The following is a 16400-nucleotide window of genomic DNA, read 5'->3' as shown; positions in this document are numbered from 1 at the left end:
CCTTCACGGACTTCTGAGCCCTACTTGCCGAAGCCGGCCTTCCGGAGCGCGTCCGCCATGGCGCCGCCGCCACCGGAGTTGCCGCCGCGGTCCCGGCCGCCACCGCGTCCGCCCTGACCGCCACGCTGACCGCCGCCTTGGCGCTGACCGCCGCCCTGGCCGCGGTCACGACCACCGCCACCGCCCTGCTCACGAGCAGGCTTGCCGGGCTCGTCGTCCAGCCGCAGGGTCAGCGAGATCCGCTTGCGCGGCACGTCGACCTCCAGGACCTTCACCTTGACGATGTCGCCGGGCTTGACGACCTCACGCGGGTCCTTGACGAAGTTCTTCGACAGCGCGGAGACGTGCGCGAGCCCGTCCTGGTGCACGCCGACGTCGATGAACGCGCCGAACGCGGCCACGTTCGTCACGACGCCTTCCAGCCGCATGCCCGGCTTGAGGTCGCCGATCTTCTCGACGCCGTCGGCGAAGGTCGCGGTCTTGAACGCCGGTCGCGGGTCGCGGCCCGGCTTTTCGAGTTCGGCGAGGATGTCGGTCACCGTCGGCAGACCGAAGGTGTCGTCGACGAACTCCGTGGGCTTCAGCGCCTGCAGTGTCCGCGAGTTGCCGATGAGCGAGCGGATGTCCGTGCCGGTCGAGGACAGGATCCGCCGCACCACCGGGTAGGCCTCCGGGTGCACCGAGGACGAGTCGAGCGGGTCGTCGCCGTCCGGGATCCGGAGGAAGCCCGCGCACTGCTCGAAGGCCTTGGGGCCGAGCCGTGCGACCTCCTTGAGCCCGCTCCGCGTCTTGAACGGACCGTTCTCGTCGCGGTGCGCGACGATGTTCTCCGCCAGGGTCGTCGTGATGCCCGAGACGCGGGTCAGCAGCGGGGCGGACGCGGTGTTGACGTCGACACCGACGGCGTTCACACAGTCTTCGACCACCGCGTCGAGTGAACGCGACAGCGAGATCTCCGACAGGTCGTGCTGGTACTGCCCGACGCCGATCGACTTCGGGTCGATCTTCACCAGTTCCGCCAGCGGGTCCTGCAGGCGCCGCGCGATGGAGACCGCGCCGCGCAGCGAGACGTCCATGCCCGGCAGTTCCTGTGAAGCGAACGCCGACGCCGAGTAGACCGACGCGCCCGCCTCGGAGACGACGGCCTTCGTCAGCTTCAGTTCCGGGTGCTTCTTGATCAGCTCGCCCGCCAGTTTGTCGGTCTCGCGCGACGCGGTGCCGTTGCCGATCGAGATCAGGTCCACCTTGTGCCGGGCGCACAGCGCGGCGAGTTCGGCGATCGACTGGTCCCATTTGTTCGCGGGCTGGTGCGGGTAGATCACGTGGGTGCCGACGACCTTGCCGGTCGCGTCGACGACGGCGACCTTGACGCCGGTGCGGAAGCCCGGGTCGAGGCCCATCGTGGCGCGCGTGCCCGCCGGGGCGGCGAGCAGCAGGTCCCGCAGGTTCGCGGCGAACACGCGGACGGCGTCGTCCTCGGCCGACTGGCGCAGCCGCATCCGCAGGTCGATGCCCAGGTGCAGCAGAATCTTCGTCCGCCACGCCCAGCGGACGGTGTCGCCGAGCCACTTGTCGGCCGGCCGTCCTTCGTTCGAGATGCCGAACTTGTGGGCGATGCGGTTCTCGTACTCGGTCGGCCCGGTACGCGGTTCCTCGGAGGGCTCCTCCGACTCCATGGTGAGGTCGAGGATCTCCTCCTTCTCACCGCGGAACATCGCGAGGATCCGGTGCGAGGGAAGCTTGGTGTAGGGCTCCGAGAAGTCGAAGTAGTCGGAGAACTTCGCGCCCTCTTCGGCCTTGCCGTCACGGACCTTCGAGGCCAGGCGGCCTTCCGCCCACATCTTCTCGCGCAGCTCGCCGATCAGGTCGGCGTCCTCGGCGAAGCGTTCGACGAGGATCGCGCGGGCGCCGTCCAGTGCGGCCTGCGCGTCCGCGACACCCTTGTCGGCGTCGACGAACACCGCGGCCGCGGCCTGCGGGTCGGTGTTCGGGTCGCTCAGCAGCCCGTCGGCGAGCGGCTCCAGGCCGGCCTCGCGGGCGATCATCGCCTTCGTCCGCCGCTTGGGCTTGTACGGCAGGTAGATGTCCTCGAGGCGGGACTTGGTGTCCGCCGCCATGATCGACGCTTCCAGCGCCTCGTCCAGCTTGCCCTGGCTGCGGATCGACTCCAGCACCGCGACCTTGCGCTCGCCGAGTTCCCGCAGGTAGCGGAGGCGTTCTTCGAGGGTGCGGAGCTGGGTGTCGTCCAGCATCCCGGTGACCTCTTTGCGGTACCGGGCGATGAACGGCACGGTCGATCCGCCGTCCAGCAGGTCGACGGCCGCCTTGACCTGCCCCTCGCGCACGCCGAGTTCTTCGGCGATCTTTTGCTCGACTGTCTGCAGGCCCTGCACGCTCACTCCCACGCTCCTGATTCCGCCCTCGGGTGCTCTCGGACCCTGCATTCTGCCGCTCGTGCCGAGCCGACTTTCGTATGGCCTCCTCTAACCGAACCCTTGACAGTTGTATTGGTCTGTACCATTTTGATGTGGCCGACATCACCCGTTCGTGGAGGCCAGTCGTGAAAGTGAAGCCGAAACACGCGTTCCTCGCCCTGCTGTCGTCACTGGCCGTGTGCCTGGGGGTGACTTTCGCGGTCTCGGGCAGCGCCTCGGCCGCCAACATCCTGACCAATCCGGGCTTCGAACTAGGCACCACGAGCGGCTGGACCTGCACCGGCGCGAACGCGGTGGTCACCACGCCGGTCCACTCGGGCACTCGCGCGCTCAGCGCCACCCCGGCGGGGCAGGACAACGCCCGCTGCTCGCAGAGCGTGGCGGTGAAGGCCAACACCGCGTACACGCTTTCGGCGTGGGTGCAGGGCAGCTACACCTACCTGGGTGTCACCGGCACCGGGACGGGTGACAAGAACACCTGGACCCCGGGTGGCGGCAGCTGGTCGCAGCTCTCGCTGAGCTTCACCACCGGCGCGTCCACCACGAGCGTCGAGATCTACCTGCACGGCTGGTACGGCCAGCCCGCGTACTTCGCCGACGACGTGAACCTCGACGGCCCCGGCGGCTCGCCGACGACGACCCCCACCACGCCGACCACGCCCACGACCCCGACGACCACCACGTCGAACCCGCCGACGACCACGACGAGCACCCCGCCGACCGGGAACCTGCCGAAGCACGTGATCACCGGCTACTGGCAGAACTTCTACAACGGCGCGAAGGCGCTCAAGCTCGCCGACGTCCCGACGAAGTACAACATCATCGCGGTGTCCTTCGCCGACGCGACGGCCACGCCGGGCGCGGTCAGCTTCACCCTCGACTCCGGGCTGTCGAGCCAGCTGGGTGGCTACACCGACGCGCAGTTCAAGGCCGACATCAAGACGGCGCAGGCACGCGGGCAGAAGGTCATCCTGTCCGTCGGCGGCGAGAAGGGCACGATTCGCGTCGATTCCGCGGCCGCGGCCACGAACTTCTCCAACAGCATGAAGTCGCTCATCGCGACCTACGGCTTCGACGGCGTCGACATCGACCTGGAGAACGGCGTCAACGCGACCTACATGGCGCAGGCGCTGCGCAGCATCCACGCGGCGGGCGGCTCGATCATCACCATGGCGCCGCAGACGATCGACATGCAGAGCCCGGCGGCGGAGTACTTCAAGCTGGCGCTGAACGTCAAGGACATCCTGACGATCGTCAACATGCAGTACTACAACAGCGGCACGATGCTCGGCTGCGACCAGAAGGTCTACTCGCAGGGCACGGTCGACTTCCTCACCGCGCTGGCCTGCATCCAGCTGCAGAGCGGTCTGCGCGCCGACCAGGTCGGGCTCGGCCTGCCCGCCTCCGGCTCGGCCGCGGGCGGCGGCTACCAGGCGCCCGGCAACACGGTCAACGCGCTGAACTGCCTGGCGAAGGGCACGAACTGCGGTTCGTTCAAGCCTTCGACGACGTACCCGGCGATCCGGGGCGCGATGACCTGGTCGATCAACTGGGACGCCTCGCAGGGCTACGCGTGGTCGAACACGGTGAGCGCGGGCCTGGCAGGCCTCCCGTGACGATCCGCTAGACCGGGGCGGGTGCCGACGTCGCGCGGGCGGCGGCACCCGCCCTTTCCACTTCTTCCCCCCTACGCGTTTAGTCCTCTGGATGCGGTAGTTCGCCCTGCGAACTACCGCATCCAGAGGACTAAACGCGTAAGGTCAGAGCGGGGTGAGGGGGAGCCGGAGGGCGGCAGGGGCCTCCGGAGGGACGACGGGCTTCAGCGGGGCGACAGGGGACAGGCGCCGGTAGGGGGAGCCGAGCGGCGGCCGCGGGTCGGCCTCGCCTTTGTTGGGCCACAACGACATCGCGCGCTCCGCCTGCGCGGTGATGGTGAGCGACGGGTTCACCCCGAGATTCGCCGAAATCGCCGAACCGTCCGCGATATGCAGCCCGGGATGACCGTGCACGCGCTGGTACGGGTCGACGACGCCGGTCTCGGCGCTGTCGCCGATCGCGCAGCCGCCGATGAAATGCCCCGTGATCGGGATGTTCGCCAGATCCGTCCACGCGCCCTGCGCCAGCCCGCCGATCTTGTCCGCCACCCGTCGCGTGACCTCGTGCCCGGCCGGGATCCACTCCGGGTTCGGCTCGCCGATGCCCTGTTTCGTGGTCATCCGGCGGCCGAAGAGCCCGCTTTTCGTATACGTGGTAACGGAATTGTTCAGCGTCTGCATCACCAGCAGCCCGACCATCCGCTCCGACCACCGTCGCGGGTTGTGCAGCCGCACCAGCTGCCGCCGGTTCCGCCACAGTTCCCGCGCGCCCAGCACCCACCTGCGTTTTCCCGGCTCGGCGTCGACGAGCACCGTCGTCAGCAGGCCCATGAAGTTGCTGCCCTTGCCGTAGCGCACCGGCTCGACGTGCGTGACGGCGTCGGGATGGATCGACGACGTGATCGCGACGCCGCGGGTGAAATCGGTGTCCTTTCGCAGGGACCGTGCGGCGAGGACGGCCTCGGAGTTCGTCCTGGCGAGCAAGCCGAGACGCGGTGACAGGTTCGGCAGCGTGCCCGAGTCCTTCAGCGAGTGCAGAAGTCGTTGCGTGCCCAGGGAAGCGGCGGCGAACACGACTTCGGAGGCGGTGAAGGTCCGCTTGCGCTTGCGTACCCAACGTCCTGTCCGGACGGTGTCGACCGCGTATCCGCCATCGATCGGCCGGACCGACACGGCGGTGGTCAGCGGATGGACCTCCGCGCCCGCCTTCTCCGCCAGGTACAGGTAGTTCTTGACGGTCGTGTTCTTCGCGCCCACCCGGCAGCCGGTCATGCACTCGCCGCAGTGCGTGCACGGCTTTCGCGGCGGGCCCTCACCGCCGAAGAACGGGTCGACGTCGCGCTTGCCGAAATGGACGCCGACCGGCGTCGGCCGGTAGGTGTCCGCGATGCCCATGTCCTCGGCGACCTCGCGCAGTACGCGGTCGGCCGGCGTGACCAGCGGGTTCTCCACCACGCCCAGCATCCGTTTCGCCTGGTCGTAATGCGGGGCGAGCTCGGCCTTCCAGTCGGTGATGTGCGCCCACTGCGGGTCTTCGTAGAAGGTGTCCGGGGGTTCGTAGAGCGTGTTCGCGTAGACGAGCGACCCACCGCCGACGCCCGCGCCGCTCAGTACGAAGGTGTTCTTCAGCAGTGTGAGCCGCTGGATGCCGTAGCAGCCCAGTTTCGGGGCCCACAGGTACTTCCGCAGCCGCCACGAGGTTTTCGCGAACTCGTCGTCGGCGAACCGGCGGCCGGTTTCCAGCACGCCGACGCGGTATCCCTTCTCGGTGAGCCGCAACGCGGTCACGCTGCCGCCGAAACCGGAGCCGATCACCAGCACGTCGTAGTTCATCGCGCGCCCGCCGTCCGGTAGTCGCCGAGGTCGAGCTTCCTCGTCCGCCGGTCGTACTCGGTCACCAGACCCGGCCAGTTCGTGCTCACGCGGCCGTTCTCCTGGCGGTACCAGCTGGCGCAGGCCGTCCAGACACTGCGCCCGAGGCGTCGCTGGATCTCCTCGTCGTACTTCCGCTCGACCTCCGGTATGACGTCCATATAGGACACTTCCGGTTTGGCGAGGTGCTCGACGGCTTGCCGGATGTAGCGGGCCTGCCGTTCGATCATGTAGATGATGGAGCCCGCGCCGAGGTTCGTGTTGGGCCCGTAGACGCAGAACAGGTTCGGGAACCCGGGCACGGTCATGCCGAGGTACGCCCGCGCCCCGCCTTTCCACGCGTCGGACAGCGCCCGTCCGCCGAGGCCCTCCACCTTCAGTTCGCCGAGGAAGTCGGTCGCCGCGAAACCGGTCCCGTAGACGATGACGTCGGCTTCGTGTTCGACTCCGTCTTCCGTGAGCACGCCGGACGGTGTGATCGCGCTGATCCGCCGTGTCTCGACGGCGACGTTGTGCCGCGCCAGCGCGGGCAGGTACTCGTTGGTGAACAGGATCCGCTTGCAGCCCAGGGGATAGTCCGGGATGAGTTTCTCGCGCAGCGCCCTGTCCTTGATGTGACGGCGCCGCAGCTGGGCCGTCCGGAGTTCGAAGACCTTGGCCAGCAACGGATATTTGGTCATCGCATAGGTCGCGTACTCGGCGAGGAGGAAGATCCGGAGCCTGCCGAGCAGCTGGGTGGCAGGCAGATGCCGGAACAGCCGCTGCTGCCAGCGCCGGTAGCGGGTGTCCCGTTTGGCCATGATGTAGGGCGCGGTCCGCTGGAACACCGTCAGCTCGCCCGCCTGGCGCTGGACTTCGGGCACGAACTGGATGGCGCTCGCGCCGGTGCCGATCACCGCGACCTTCTTGCCGCGCAGGTCGACGTCGTGATCCCAGTGCGCGGAGTGGAAGCTGGCGCCCTCGAAGGTTCCTTGGCCGGGGATGTCCGGTCGGACGGGCCGCGAGAGCTGGCCGACGGCGGGGACGAAGACGTTCGCTTCGAACGTCTCGCCGCCCGCGGTCTCGACCCGCCAGAGCCCGCGCTCCTCGTCGAAGGCCGCGGCGGTGACGCGAGTGCCGAACCGGATGTGCGGTTCGAGCCCGTAGCGGCGCACCACGCGCTTGAGGTATTCGTGGATGTCCGGTTGCAGCGAGAACCGTTTCGGCCAGTCGGGGTTGGGCTCGTAGGAGAACGAATACAGCGGCGACGGGATGTCACAGCCGGCGCCGGGGTACGTGTTCTCCCGCCAGACACCGCCGGGTTCGCCGGCGCTTTCCAGGATGGTGAAGTCGTCGAATCCGGCGCGTTTGAGCTCGATCGCCGTCCCGACCCCGCCGAAGCCCGTCCCTACGATCAGCACGCTCGTATCGCCCATGCCGATCGAAGTTACCCAGCGGTCACCCCGCTAGGAAGTACACGACCGGCCACTCAATCGAGATTTCCGGCCACCCCCTGCCCGCGTTTCGTCCTCTGAATGCGGTAGTTGGTAGTGCGAACTAGCGCATTCAGAGGACGAAACGCACCGAGTGGGACTCGGCCTTCGGGTGCGCCCAAGCCAGGAGGCGGTGGGCGGAGCTTTCGAGGGCGTCCAGATCGCGCTTCGGGACTCGCTCGAAGGGGGTGATCACCACCGAAGCCGCCTTCTTCACCGTCTTGATCTCCCAGAAGCCCTTCACGAGCCCGCCGACCAGAATGGTGCCCTTGACCAGGCCGTTCTGCGAGATGACGACCTTGCGGTACTCGTCGCTGATCACCCGCGTGCGGTCGGCGTAGGAGAGGACGGTCTGGTCGAACGGCCCCAGCAGCCGGGCGGGCGCGGGGGTGTCCGGGTCCGGGCGGGGTGCGTCTTCGAGGTCGAAGAGTTCGCGGCCGTTCTCGTCGCGGAACGTCCGCAGTTCCGTCCGCAGCCGCTCGGCGACGTCGCCGAGCTTCGTGATCCCGGCCCACGCCTGCGCGTCCTGCACACTGGCCGGCCCGAACGCGGCCAGATAACGCCGGAACATCGCTTCCGGGGACGGCGCCGAGTCCGGCTCGGCGCCCAGCCAGTCCCCGGTGGTCTGATACGTCGGCTGCCCGGACTTGCCCCAGACGCCGCGCGGCGGGATCTGCACCAGCGGCAGCAACGCCCGCGCGACGTGCACCAGCGACGACGGCGCCACGCCCTCCCAATGCTTCGCCAGTTCCGCGCCGAGGCCTGCCGACGAAAGCGGCCGCTCGCCGAGCAGTTTGCGGGCGGTGCGGGCGATCTCCTGGTGGTCGAGGTCCTTGATGTCAGGGCCGAACTGGGTGTTGCCGGTCACCGAGCGGTCGTAGAGGGGCTGCACGATCGGCCGCCAGGCCAGCGCGTCCGCCGGTTTCACCAGGTGCACCGTGCCGCGCATGAGCGCGATCCGCACGACGCTCTTGGCCAGCAAGAGGTTCGCCAGCTCTTCCTGGCGGAACCCGTGCAGCCGGGTCCACAGCGCGAAGTACGGCGGGTTCGGGGCCTGCGCCTGCAACCCGGCCAGATGCTCGACCGCTTCGAGCGCGGTCATCTTCGAACGCCGGAGCAGCAGCTGCCGGTCCAGCATGGCGCGGTTCAGCGCGCGCCTGCTCAACGTGTCGGACATGCCGCTCACCCTAATCGGGATCAAGGACAGTTACGGTCCTCAATGCGCCGAGCGTTGCCGGGATCCATAATCCCGGCCATGGAACTACCGCCGCCGGTGATCCGGGACTGGGACTACCCGCGCGGCACGGCGAGTATCGTGCTCATGGCCCGCTTCGCCGCCGAGAACGGTGTCACGGGGCTGGAGTCCTACGAGCAGGCCCCCGTGGACGGCCAGGTCGACGCGCGACAGGAGCTCGCGGTGGTCCGGGCCCTGGTCCGCGGGCTCGGCGCCGGGGACGACGTCGCGCTGCGGCTGAGCAGGCGGTACCGCGTCAGCGCGTTCGGCATCTTCGGCTTCGCGTGCATCAGCAGCCCGACGCTGGGGGACGCGATGCGCTTCGCCCTGCGCTACCTCGACCTGAGTTTCACCTTCTGCATCCCGCATGTGACCGTCGAGGCCGGACGGCTCGCGCTGGCCATGGACGACAGTCGCGTGCCGGGCGACGTCGCCCGGTTCCTGGTGCTGCGCGACCTCGGCGCCATCCACACCGTCATGCGCGACATCCTGCCGGACATCTCCCTGCGCTCCTTGGCCTTCCGGCACGAGCGTCCCTCCACAGTGTACGAATACGTGCGGACGTTCGGCCTGGCGCCGTCGTTCTCCGCCCCGGCGCATCTCGCCACCCTGGATCCGCTCTTCCTCGACAAGCCGTTGCCGCAGGCCAACGACCAGACGGTCGCGGTCTGCGCCGCGCAATGCGATCTGCTGGTCTCCCGGAGACGGGAACGCTCCGGGATCGCGCAACAGGTCCGGGAACGGCTGGTGCGACTCGGCGGCGTCGACGCGGGGATGGACGAGGTCGCGCGGCAGCTCGCGCTCAGCCCGCGCACGCTGCGACGGCGGCTGTTCGAAGCCGGGACCGGCTACCGCACGCTGCTCGACGAGGTCCGTCAGGCCTTGGCGGAGGAAATGCTCGACACCGGCGCGCTCAGCGTGGAGGACGTCGCGCTGCGGCTGGGCTACGCCGAAGCGTCGAGTTTCATCTACGCCTTCAAACGCTGGAAGGGGATGACGCCGGCGGCTTATGCCCGGCGGAACGCGTTGCGAGCACGGCCGGGTAGGTGACCCGAAGCAGGTGCAGGATCGAGTCGGTGAGGAAGACCCGCAGCTCGTCGCGGCCGAGCGTGCCACGGATCAGCCATTCGCGTGACGCCGCGCGCAGCATCCCGCCGTACGAACGGATCATCGCGCGGAGTTCTTCGCGACCTTCGGTGACGTCGCTCATCAACGCGGCCGCGAGCACACGATCGGCGGCGATCTCGTCGGCCTCCAGCATGATCCGCTCGATCTCCGGGTCGCGGCCCACCGCCTCCGGGCCGATCGCCGTCAGCCACGCCTGCTCGTTGCGTTCGACGACCTCGATCCAGTGCTGGACGCTGATCGCGAGCCGGTCTTCGGCGGTCGTGTCGGGCAGGTTCTCGATCACCGGCGCCGGGACGATCATCATCTGCCGGACGACTTCCAGGTACAGCTCCCGTTTGCCGCCGAAATAGTGGTTGATCAGCGGCCGGGCCACCCCGGCGGCCTTCGCGATGTCCGAGGTCGAAACCGAGGCGTACGTGCCCGCGCCGAACAGCCGCCGGGCCGCGGTCAGGATCTCGGCGCGCCGGGCGGCCGGCTCGAGGCGGCGCCGCCGGATCTCCGGATCGGTGCTCATGGGCCGAGCGTAACCCGTTTCACGCGACCGCCTGTCGTTACTCATTCGGAACAACCCGCCGGTAACCCCCGGGGCCTTCGAGGCGACGTTCGGGGCGGGGGGACCGGGCGTCATGAGTAGGGACGAATGGCCAGTGCCGAACGCGAGCCGGTTCGCCGTACCGGACGGTGGGTCAGTGTGCGGCTGCAGCATCGTGACGTCCGGATCCAAGGTGACATCGGGGAGGAATCCGTCTCCTACGCGGGGATCGTGATCACCAGTTTCGAGAACGGTGCCGAGGTCGGCGAACGCTGGATCCCGCTCGGGGTCGATCCGTCGGAGGCCGACGACGAACAGCTCATCCAGCAGTTGCGCGACGCGCTGATCTGGCAGGCGCGCCGGCCGCCCAAGGCCGCGGGGGAGTAGCCGAAGGCGGAACACGCGAGTTACGCCTACTGGGTCCGGAGGCCGTCGAAGGCGATCTTGCACACCGCGTCCGCCAGTTCGGTCCCGGCCGAACCCCGTCGCGGCCGGTACCACTCGATCAACGAGTTCACCATGCCGTACAGCAGCCGCGCGGTGACCGCGGGATCGATGTCGGGCCGCACGTCGCCCTCGGTCTCGGCCTGTTTCACCAGTTCCGTGACGAGCCGGTCGAATTCCCGCCGCCGCGCCAGCGCCGCCCGTTCGATCTTGGTGTTCCCGCGCACCCGCAGCAGCAGCGTCACGAACGGCAGCTGCTCGACCAGCACGAGGACACTGCCCCGCACGAGGTGCTCCAGCTTCTCGATCGCCTTGCCCTCGAAGGATTCCGTCTCGGCGGCGACGGCGAACAGGCCGTTCAGCGCGCGGTCGACGGCGAGCCGCAGCAGCTCCTCCTTGCTCGGCACGTGGTGGTAGATCGCGGATTTCGTGATGCCGAGTTTGCGGGAGAGGTCCTCCATGCTGGTGCCGTCGTAGCCGCGTTCGTTGAACAGTTTGACCGCGACCTGCAGCAGCGACTCGAGGTCGTAGCCGGGACGTCCCCGGCGGGCGGGGGTGCTCAACCGCGGTCCCGTTCGTCGAGGACGCGGCGCATCTTGCCCAGCGACCGTTCCAGCGTGTCCGGGTCGACGACCTCGACGCCGACGCTCACGCCGACCCCGTCCTTGACGCCGGCGATCAGCCGGGCGGCGGCGTCGGCGCGCTGCTCGGCCGTCGCGTCCGGGCGCGCTTCGACGCGCACCGTCAGGTGGTCCATCCGGCCCTTCGTCGATCGGACCAGCTGGAAATGCGGCGCGAGCGCGGGGGTCACCAGCACGACTTCCTCGATCTGCGTGGGGAAGACGTTGACGCCACGCAGGATGATCATGTCATCGCTGCGCCCGGTCACCTTCTCCATCCGCCGGTACGCCGGCCGCGCGGTGCCCGGCAGCAGCCTGGTCAGGTCGCGCGTGCGGTACCGGATGATCGGCAATGCCTGCTTGGTGAGCGAGGTGAACAGCAGTTCGCCCTCGGCGTCGGTCGGTTTCTCGGTGAACGGGTCGATCACCTCGGGGAAGAAGTGATCCTCCCAGATGTGCAGTCCGTCCTTGGTTTCGACGCATTCCTGCGCGACACCGGGGCCCATCACCTCGGACAGGCCGTAGATGTCGACCGCGTCGATGCCGACGCGGTCCTCGATCTTTGTGCGCATCTGCTCGGTCCACGGCTCGGCGCCGAAGATGCCGACCTTGAGCGAACTCGTCTGCGGGTCGATGCCCTGCCGCTCGAACTCGTCGAGCAGCGTCAGCATGTACGACGGGGTGACCATGATGATCTCGGGTTTGAAGTCGGTGATGATCTGCACCTGCCGCGCGGTCATGCCGCCCGACGCCGGGATCACCGTGCAGCCGAGCTTTTCGGCGCCGTAGTGCGCGCCGAGGCCGCCGGTGAACAGGCCGTATCCGTAGGCCACGTGGACCTTGTCGCCCGGACGCCCGCCCGCCGCGCGGATCGAGCGTGCCATCACCGTCGCCCAGGTGTCGATGTCTTCGGCGGTGTAGCCGACGACGGTCGGTTTCCCGGTGGTCCCGCTGGACGCGTGGATGCGGCTGACCTGCGCTTCCGGCACGGCGAACATGCCGAACGGATAGTTGTCGCGCAGATCCTGTTTGGTGGTGAAGGGGAACTTCGCCAGGTCTTCCAGCGCCTTGCAGTCGTCCGGGTGAACGCCCGCCTCGTCGAACTTCCTGGTGTAGAACGGCACGTTGTCGTAGGCGTGCCGCAGCGTCCACCGGAGACGCTTCAGTTGCAGCGCCTGGAGTTCGTCGATGGTCAGGTTCTCGGCGTCGTCGCTGAAAGTCATCGTTGGGGTGCCTTCTCGATGGTGCGGCTGCGGCCGCGGAATTCGGCGACGACCTCCGGCCCGTCGGGGGTCTCCCGGTGCACGGTGACGTCGTAGATGCCGTTGCGGCCGTAGCGGGTCCGCTCCGTGGCGGTGGCGATGAGGTGGTCGCCGAGTTTGCCGGCGGCGACGAAGGAGATCTCCGCGCCGGAAGCGACGGTCACCGGGCCGTGGCTGTTGCAGGCGCAGGCGAAGGTCGTGTCGGCCAGCAGGAAGACGTAGCCGCCATGGGCGATGTCGTGGCCGTTGACCATCGCTTCGGTGATCCGCATGGTGGCGACGGCGTGCCCTTCGGCGGCCTCGACCAGCTCGATGCCCAGCGCGTTCGACGCCTGGTCGTCGGCGAACATCGTGTGCGCGGCGTTGCCAGTCATGCGAGACCACCTGGTTACTGACCGAATGGACGGTTGTTAAAGGGTGCCGCAAGTAAAGGCGCGCCTTCCCGCGGATGTCAAGGGTCCACCGCCATCGGGGGGTTTGCAAGACCCCGGTCACGAGCTAGAGTGAATTACTGAACGGACGGTCTGTAAATCCCACCATGGTGAAGGGTCGACTCATGGCATTGCTGCGCAGCTACGTCTCCGGCGGGTGGCACACGGCGGAAGGTGACGGAGTACCGCTGCACGACGCCTCGACCGGCGAAGAGGTCGCCCGGGTTTCGTCCGAGGGCATCGACTTCGCCGCCGCACTGGAGTACGGACGCCGCGTCGGCGGCCCCGCGCTGCGCGAGCTGACCTTCCACCAGCGTGCCGCGCTGCTGAAGGCACTGGCCTCTCATCTGCGCGAACACCGCGAGGAGCTGTACGCGCTCTCGGCGCGGACGGGCGCGACCAAGGGCGACTCGATGGTCGACATCGACGGCGGCATCGGCGTGCTGTTCGCCTACTCCAGCAAGGGCAAGCGCGAACTGCCGAACGACACCGTCCACGTCGACGGCAACGTCGAGCCGTTGAGCAAGGGCGGCACCTTCGTCGCCCAGCACATCGCCGTCCCGCTGCGCGGTGTCGCCGTCCAGATCAACGCGTTCAACTTCCCCGTCTGGGGCCCGCTGGAGAAGTTCGCGCCCGCGTTCCTCGCCGGGGTGCCGAGCCTGATCAAGCCCGCCAGCCAGACCGCGTACCTCACCGCGCGGCTGGTCGAGATCATCATCGAGTCCGGCATCCTGCCCGAGGGCACGCTGCAGTTCGTCGCGGGCAGCGTCGGCGACCTGCTCGACCACGTCACCGCGCAGGACCTCGTCTCCTTCACCGGCTCCGCGTCGACGGCGCAGAAGCTGCGCGCGCATCCGGCGATCGTGCGCAACTCCGTCCGCTTCAACGCCGAGGCCGACTCGCTGAACCTGTCGATCCTCGGCCCGGACGCCAAACCCGGCACCACCGAGTTCGATCTCTTCGTCAAGCAGCTGACCACCGAGATGACGGTCAAGGCGGGCCAGAAGTGCACCGCCATCCGCCGCGCGTTCGTTCCCGCGGACCTGGTGGACGACGTCGCCGAGGCCGCGAGCGCGCGGCTGGCGAAGGTCACCATCGGCAACCCCGCCACCGAAGGTGTGCGGATGGGTGCCCTGGCCAGTCTGGAGCAGCGCGAGGAGGTCCGGCGGTCGCTCAAGGCGCTGCTGGACGTCGGCACGGTCGTCTTCGGTGACCCGGAGCAGGTCGAGGTCGTCGGCGCGGACGCCGAACGCGGCGCGTTCATCTCGCCGGTGCTGCTGAAGGCCGACCCGGAGCGCTCCGAGCCGCACGAGGTCGAGGCGTTCGGCCCGGTGTCGACGCTGCTGCCCTACACGTCCACCGAACAGGTCATCGAGCTCGCCGCACGCGGTGGCGGCAGCCTCGTGGGTTCCGTCGTCTCCGCGGACCAGGAGTTCGTGCGCGAGGTCGTCCTCGGTGTCGCGCCGTACCACGGCCGTCTGCTGGTGCTCGACGCCGAAGACGCCAAGGAGTCCACCGGCCACGGCTCGCCGATGCCGCAGCTGGTGCACGGCGGCCCCGGCCGCGCCGGCGGCGGCGAGGAGATGGGCGGCGTCCGCGGCGTGCTGCACCACATGCAGCGCACGGCGGTCCAGGGTTCGCCCGCCGTCCTGAGCACGATCACCGGCCGCTGGGTGACGGGCGCACCGAGGACAGAGGGCGACGTCCACCCCTTCCGGAAGTCGTTGGCGGAACTGAAGATCGGTGACTCCGTCGTCGCCGGCCCGCGCACCGTCACCCAGGAAGACGTCGACCACTTCGCCGAGTTCACCGGCGACACCTTCTACGCCCACACCGATCCCGAGGCCGCCGCGGCGAACCCGCTGTTCGGCGGGATCGTGGCGCACGGGTACCTCGTGGTCTCGTTCGCGGCCGGCCTGTTCGTCTCGCCGGAGCCCGGCCCGGTGCTGGCCAACTACGGCCTGGAGAACCTGCGGTTCCTCACCCCGGTCAAGGTCGGCGACTCGTTGACCGTGACCTTGACCGCCAAGCAGATCACCCCGCGGATCGACCAGGAGTACGGCGAGGTCCGCTGGGACGCCGACGTGACCAACGCCGACGGCGACTCGGTCGCCAAGTACGACGTGCTGACGCTCGTCGCCAAGGAGCAGTCATGACGGCCACGCTGCCTGAGGAAGATCTCGAACGGCACTTCGAGGCGACCATCGAGCGCGATCAGCGCATCGAGCCGCGTGACTGGGTGCCCGAGGGCTACCGCAAGACGATGATCCGGCAGATCGCGCAGCACGCGCATTCGGAGATCATCGGCATGCAGCCCGAAGGCAACTGGATCACCCGCGCGCCTTCGTTGCGGCGCAAGGCGATCCTGCTCGCGAAGGTGCAGGACGAGGCCGGGCACGGGTTGTATCTGTACTCGGCGGCGGCCACGCTCGGTGCCGACCGCGCGGATCTGACCGACAAGCTGATCAACGGCAGGCAGAAGTATTCGTCGATCTTCAACTACCCGACGCTGACCTTCGCCGACGTCGGCGTGATCGGCTGGCTGGTCGACGGCGCGGCGATCTGCAACCAGGTTCCCCTGTGCCGCAGCTCGTACGGGCCGTACGCGCGCGCCATGATCCGCATCTGCAAGGAGGAGTCCTTCCATCAGCGGCAGGGTTTCGAGCTGCTGATGACGATGATGCGCGGCACGGAGAAGCAGCGGGAGATGGTGCAGGAGGCGGTGAACCGCTGGTGGTGGCCGTCGCTGATGATGTTCGGCCCGCCGGACGCGGATTCGCCGAACACCGCGCAGTCGATGGCGTGGAAGGTCAAACGGCACACCAACGACGAGCTGCGCCAGCGCTTTGTCGACATGTCCATTCCGCAGGCCGAGGCGCTGGGCGTCACCTTCCCGGACCCGGACCTGAAGTGGAACCCCGAACGCGGGCACTACGACTTCGGCGCCGTCGACTGGGACGAGTTCAAGAACGTGTTGAAGGGCAACGGCCCCTGCAACGCCCAGCGCATCGCGCATCGGCGGCGGGCCCAGGAAGACGGCGCGTGGGTGCGGGAAGCCGCCTCGGCGCACGCAGCGAAGAAGGGTTCGTGATGAAGCACGACTGGCCGTTGTACGAGGTGTTCGTCCGGGGCAAGCGCGGCCTGAACCACGTGCACGTGGGATCGCTGCACGCTGCGGACGACGACATGGCGTTGCACCACGCGCGGGATCTCTACACCCGCCGCAACGAGGGCGTGTCGATCTGGGTCGTGCGCGCGTCGGACATCACGGCGTCCTCGCCGGACGAGAAGGATCCGTTCTTCGCGCCCAGCGGCGACAAGGTGTACCGGCACCCGACGTTCTACGACATCCCCGACAACGTTCCGCATATCTGA

At 68.5% G+C, this 16400-nt stretch carries 14 protein-coding genes; 6 read left to right on the top strand and 8 right to left on the bottom strand.

The features are described from left to right. Positions 1-20: 20 nt before the first annotated feature. The gene (locus AC0685_RS18130; protein ID WP_478226562.1) at positions 21-2399 is read right to left on the bottom strand and encodes a Tex family protein; all 2379 of its coding nucleotides are present in this window, start codon (positions 2397-2399) and stop codon (positions 21-23) included. Positions 2400-2560: 161 nt separating this feature from the next. Here AC0685_RS18130 and AC0685_RS18125 point away from each other — a divergent pair, with 161 nt between their 5' ends. After that, the gene (locus AC0685_RS18125) at positions 2561-4051 is read left to right on the top strand and encodes a chitinase (protein ID WP_478226561.1); all 1491 of its coding nucleotides are present in this window, start codon (positions 2561-2563) and stop codon (positions 4049-4051) included. Positions 4052-4195: 144 nt separating this feature from the next. Here the strand turns inward: AC0685_RS18125 and AC0685_RS18120 are convergent, their stop codons facing one another. From AC0685_RS18120 to AC0685_RS18110, 3 genes are all read right to left on the bottom strand, one after another. Beyond that, positions 4196-5863: a GMC oxidoreductase gene (locus AC0685_RS18120; protein ID WP_478226560.1), complete on the bottom strand. Its 1668-nt coding sequence runs from the start codon at positions 5861-5863 to the stop codon at positions 4196-4198. Next, entirely contained in the window at positions 5860-7317 is a 1458-nt protein-coding gene (locus AC0685_RS18115; RefSeq protein WP_478226559.1) for a flavin-containing monooxygenase, read from the bottom strand. The genes AC0685_RS18120 and AC0685_RS18115 overlap by 4 nt, the downstream gene beginning before the upstream one ends. Positions 7318-7447: 130 nt before the next feature. Then, on the bottom strand, positions 7448-8551 hold the full coding sequence (locus AC0685_RS18110; protein WP_478226558.1) for a winged helix DNA-binding domain-containing protein: 1104 nt from the start codon (positions 8549-8551) through the stop codon (positions 7448-7450). 78 nt (positions 8552-8629) lie between these two features. On the opposite strand from AC0685_RS18110, the gene AC0685_RS18105 reads away from it, so the two are divergent. After that, on the top strand, positions 8630-9658 hold the full coding sequence (locus tag AC0685_RS18105; protein ID WP_478226557.1) for an AraC family transcriptional regulator: 1029 nt from the start codon (positions 8630-8632) through the stop codon (positions 9656-9658). Here the strand turns inward: AC0685_RS18105 and AC0685_RS18100 are convergent. Beyond that, positions 9585-10250: a TetR/AcrR family transcriptional regulator gene (locus AC0685_RS18100; protein ID WP_340685073.1), complete on the bottom strand. Its 666-nt coding sequence runs from the start codon at positions 10248-10250 to the stop codon at positions 9585-9587. The genes AC0685_RS18105 and AC0685_RS18100 overlap by 74 nt on opposite strands. Before the next feature lie 126 nt (positions 10251-10376). Here AC0685_RS18100 and AC0685_RS18095 point away from each other — a divergent pair, with 126 nt between their 5' ends. Then, positions 10377-10655 (top strand): hypothetical protein, encoded by a 279-nt coding sequence (locus tag AC0685_RS18095; protein ID WP_340685074.1) that lies wholly within the window; start codon positions 10377-10379, stop codon positions 10653-10655. Between the two features lie 26 nt (positions 10656-10681). Here AC0685_RS18095 and AC0685_RS18090 read toward each other — a convergent pair whose 3' ends face one another. Genes AC0685_RS18090 through paaI form a run of 3 tightly spaced genes read right to left on the bottom strand, consistent with a single transcriptional unit; the run spans position 10682 to position 12944 of the window. Next, complete coding sequence (locus AC0685_RS18090; RefSeq protein ID WP_126737382.1) at positions 10682-11275, bottom strand: TetR/AcrR family transcriptional regulator; 594 nt, start codon at positions 11273-11275, stop codon at positions 10682-10684. Further along, complete coding sequence (paaK, locus tag AC0685_RS18085) at positions 11272-12555, bottom strand: phenylacetate--CoA ligase PaaK (protein WP_478226556.1); 1284 nt, start codon at positions 12553-12555, stop codon at positions 11272-11274. The genes AC0685_RS18090 and paaK overlap by 4 nt, the downstream gene beginning before the upstream one ends. Then, positions 12552-12944, bottom strand: a complete 393-nt coding sequence (gene paaI, locus AC0685_RS18080) for a hydroxyphenylacetyl-CoA thioesterase PaaI (RefSeq protein ID WP_478226672.1) — start codon at positions 12942-12944, stop codon at positions 12552-12554. Before paaI ends, paaK begins: the two co-directional genes overlap by 4 nt. 206 nt (positions 12945-13150) lie before the next feature. On the opposite strand from paaI, the gene paaZ reads away from it, so the two are divergent. From paaZ to paaB, 3 genes are read left to right on the top strand one after another with little or no spacing between them, the layout of a single operon-like run. Further along, complete coding sequence (gene paaZ / locus AC0685_RS18075; protein ID WP_478226555.1) at positions 13151-15181, top strand: phenylacetic acid degradation bifunctional protein PaaZ; 2031 nt, start codon at positions 13151-13153, stop codon at positions 15179-15181. After that, on the top strand, positions 15178-16116 hold the full coding sequence (gene paaA / locus AC0685_RS18070) for a 1,2-phenylacetyl-CoA epoxidase subunit PaaA (RefSeq protein ID WP_478226554.1): 939 nt from the start codon (positions 15178-15180) through the stop codon (positions 16114-16116). Before paaZ ends, paaA begins: the two co-directional genes overlap by 4 nt. After that, positions 16116-16400, top strand: a complete 285-nt coding sequence (gene paaB, locus AC0685_RS18065; protein ID WP_005168080.1) for a 1,2-phenylacetyl-CoA epoxidase subunit PaaB — start codon at positions 16116-16118, stop codon at positions 16398-16400. The genes paaA and paaB overlap by 1 nt, the downstream gene beginning before the upstream one ends.

The sequence above is a fragment of the Amycolatopsis sp. NPDC043889 genome, assembly GCF_056435645.1.
Note: the sequence above shows the minus strand (reverse complement) of the source record. Positions and strands in the feature narration are given on the sequence as shown.

Excerpts from the sequence above, each read along its gene's own strand:
- AC0685_RS18120 (WP_478226560.1), bottom strand. The coding sequence starts at position 5,863 with ATGAACTACGACGTGCTGGTGATCGGCTCCGGTTTCGGCGGCAGCGTG.
- AC0685_RS18115 (WP_478226559.1), bottom strand. The coding sequence starts at position 7,317 with ATGGGCGATACGAGCGTGCTGATCGTAGGGACGGGCTTCGGCGGGGTC.
- AC0685_RS18110 (WP_478226558.1), bottom strand. The coding sequence starts at position 8,551 with ATGTCCGACACGTTGAGCAGGCGCGCGCTGAACCGCGCCATGCTGGAC.
- AC0685_RS18105 (WP_478226557.1), top strand. The coding sequence starts at position 8,630 with ATGGAACTACCGCCGCCGGTGATCCGGGACTGGGACTACCCGCGCGGC.
- AC0685_RS18100 (WP_340685073.1), bottom strand. The coding sequence starts at position 10,250 with ATGAGCACCGATCCGGAGATCCGGCGGCGCCGCCTCGAGCCGGCCGCC.
- AC0685_RS18095 (WP_340685074.1), top strand. The coding sequence starts at position 10,377 with ATGGCCAGTGCCGAACGCGAGCCGGTTCGCCGTACCGGACGGTGGGTC.
- paaK (WP_478226556.1), bottom strand. The coding sequence starts at position 12,555 with ATGACTTTCAGCGACGACGCCGAGAACCTGACCATCGACGAACTCCAG.
- paaI (WP_478226672.1), bottom strand. The coding sequence starts at position 12,944 with ATGTTCGCCGACGACCAGGCGTCGAACGCGCTGGGCATCGAGCTGGTC.
- paaZ (WP_478226555.1), top strand. The coding sequence starts at position 13,151 with ATGGCATTGCTGCGCAGCTACGTCTCCGGCGGGTGGCACACGGCGGAA.
- paaA (WP_478226554.1), top strand. The coding sequence starts at position 15,178 with ATGACGGCCACGCTGCCTGAGGAAGATCTCGAACGGCACTTCGAGGCG.
- paaB (WP_005168080.1), top strand. The coding sequence starts at position 16,116 with ATGAAGCACGACTGGCCGTTGTACGAGGTGTTCGTCCGGGGCAAGCGC.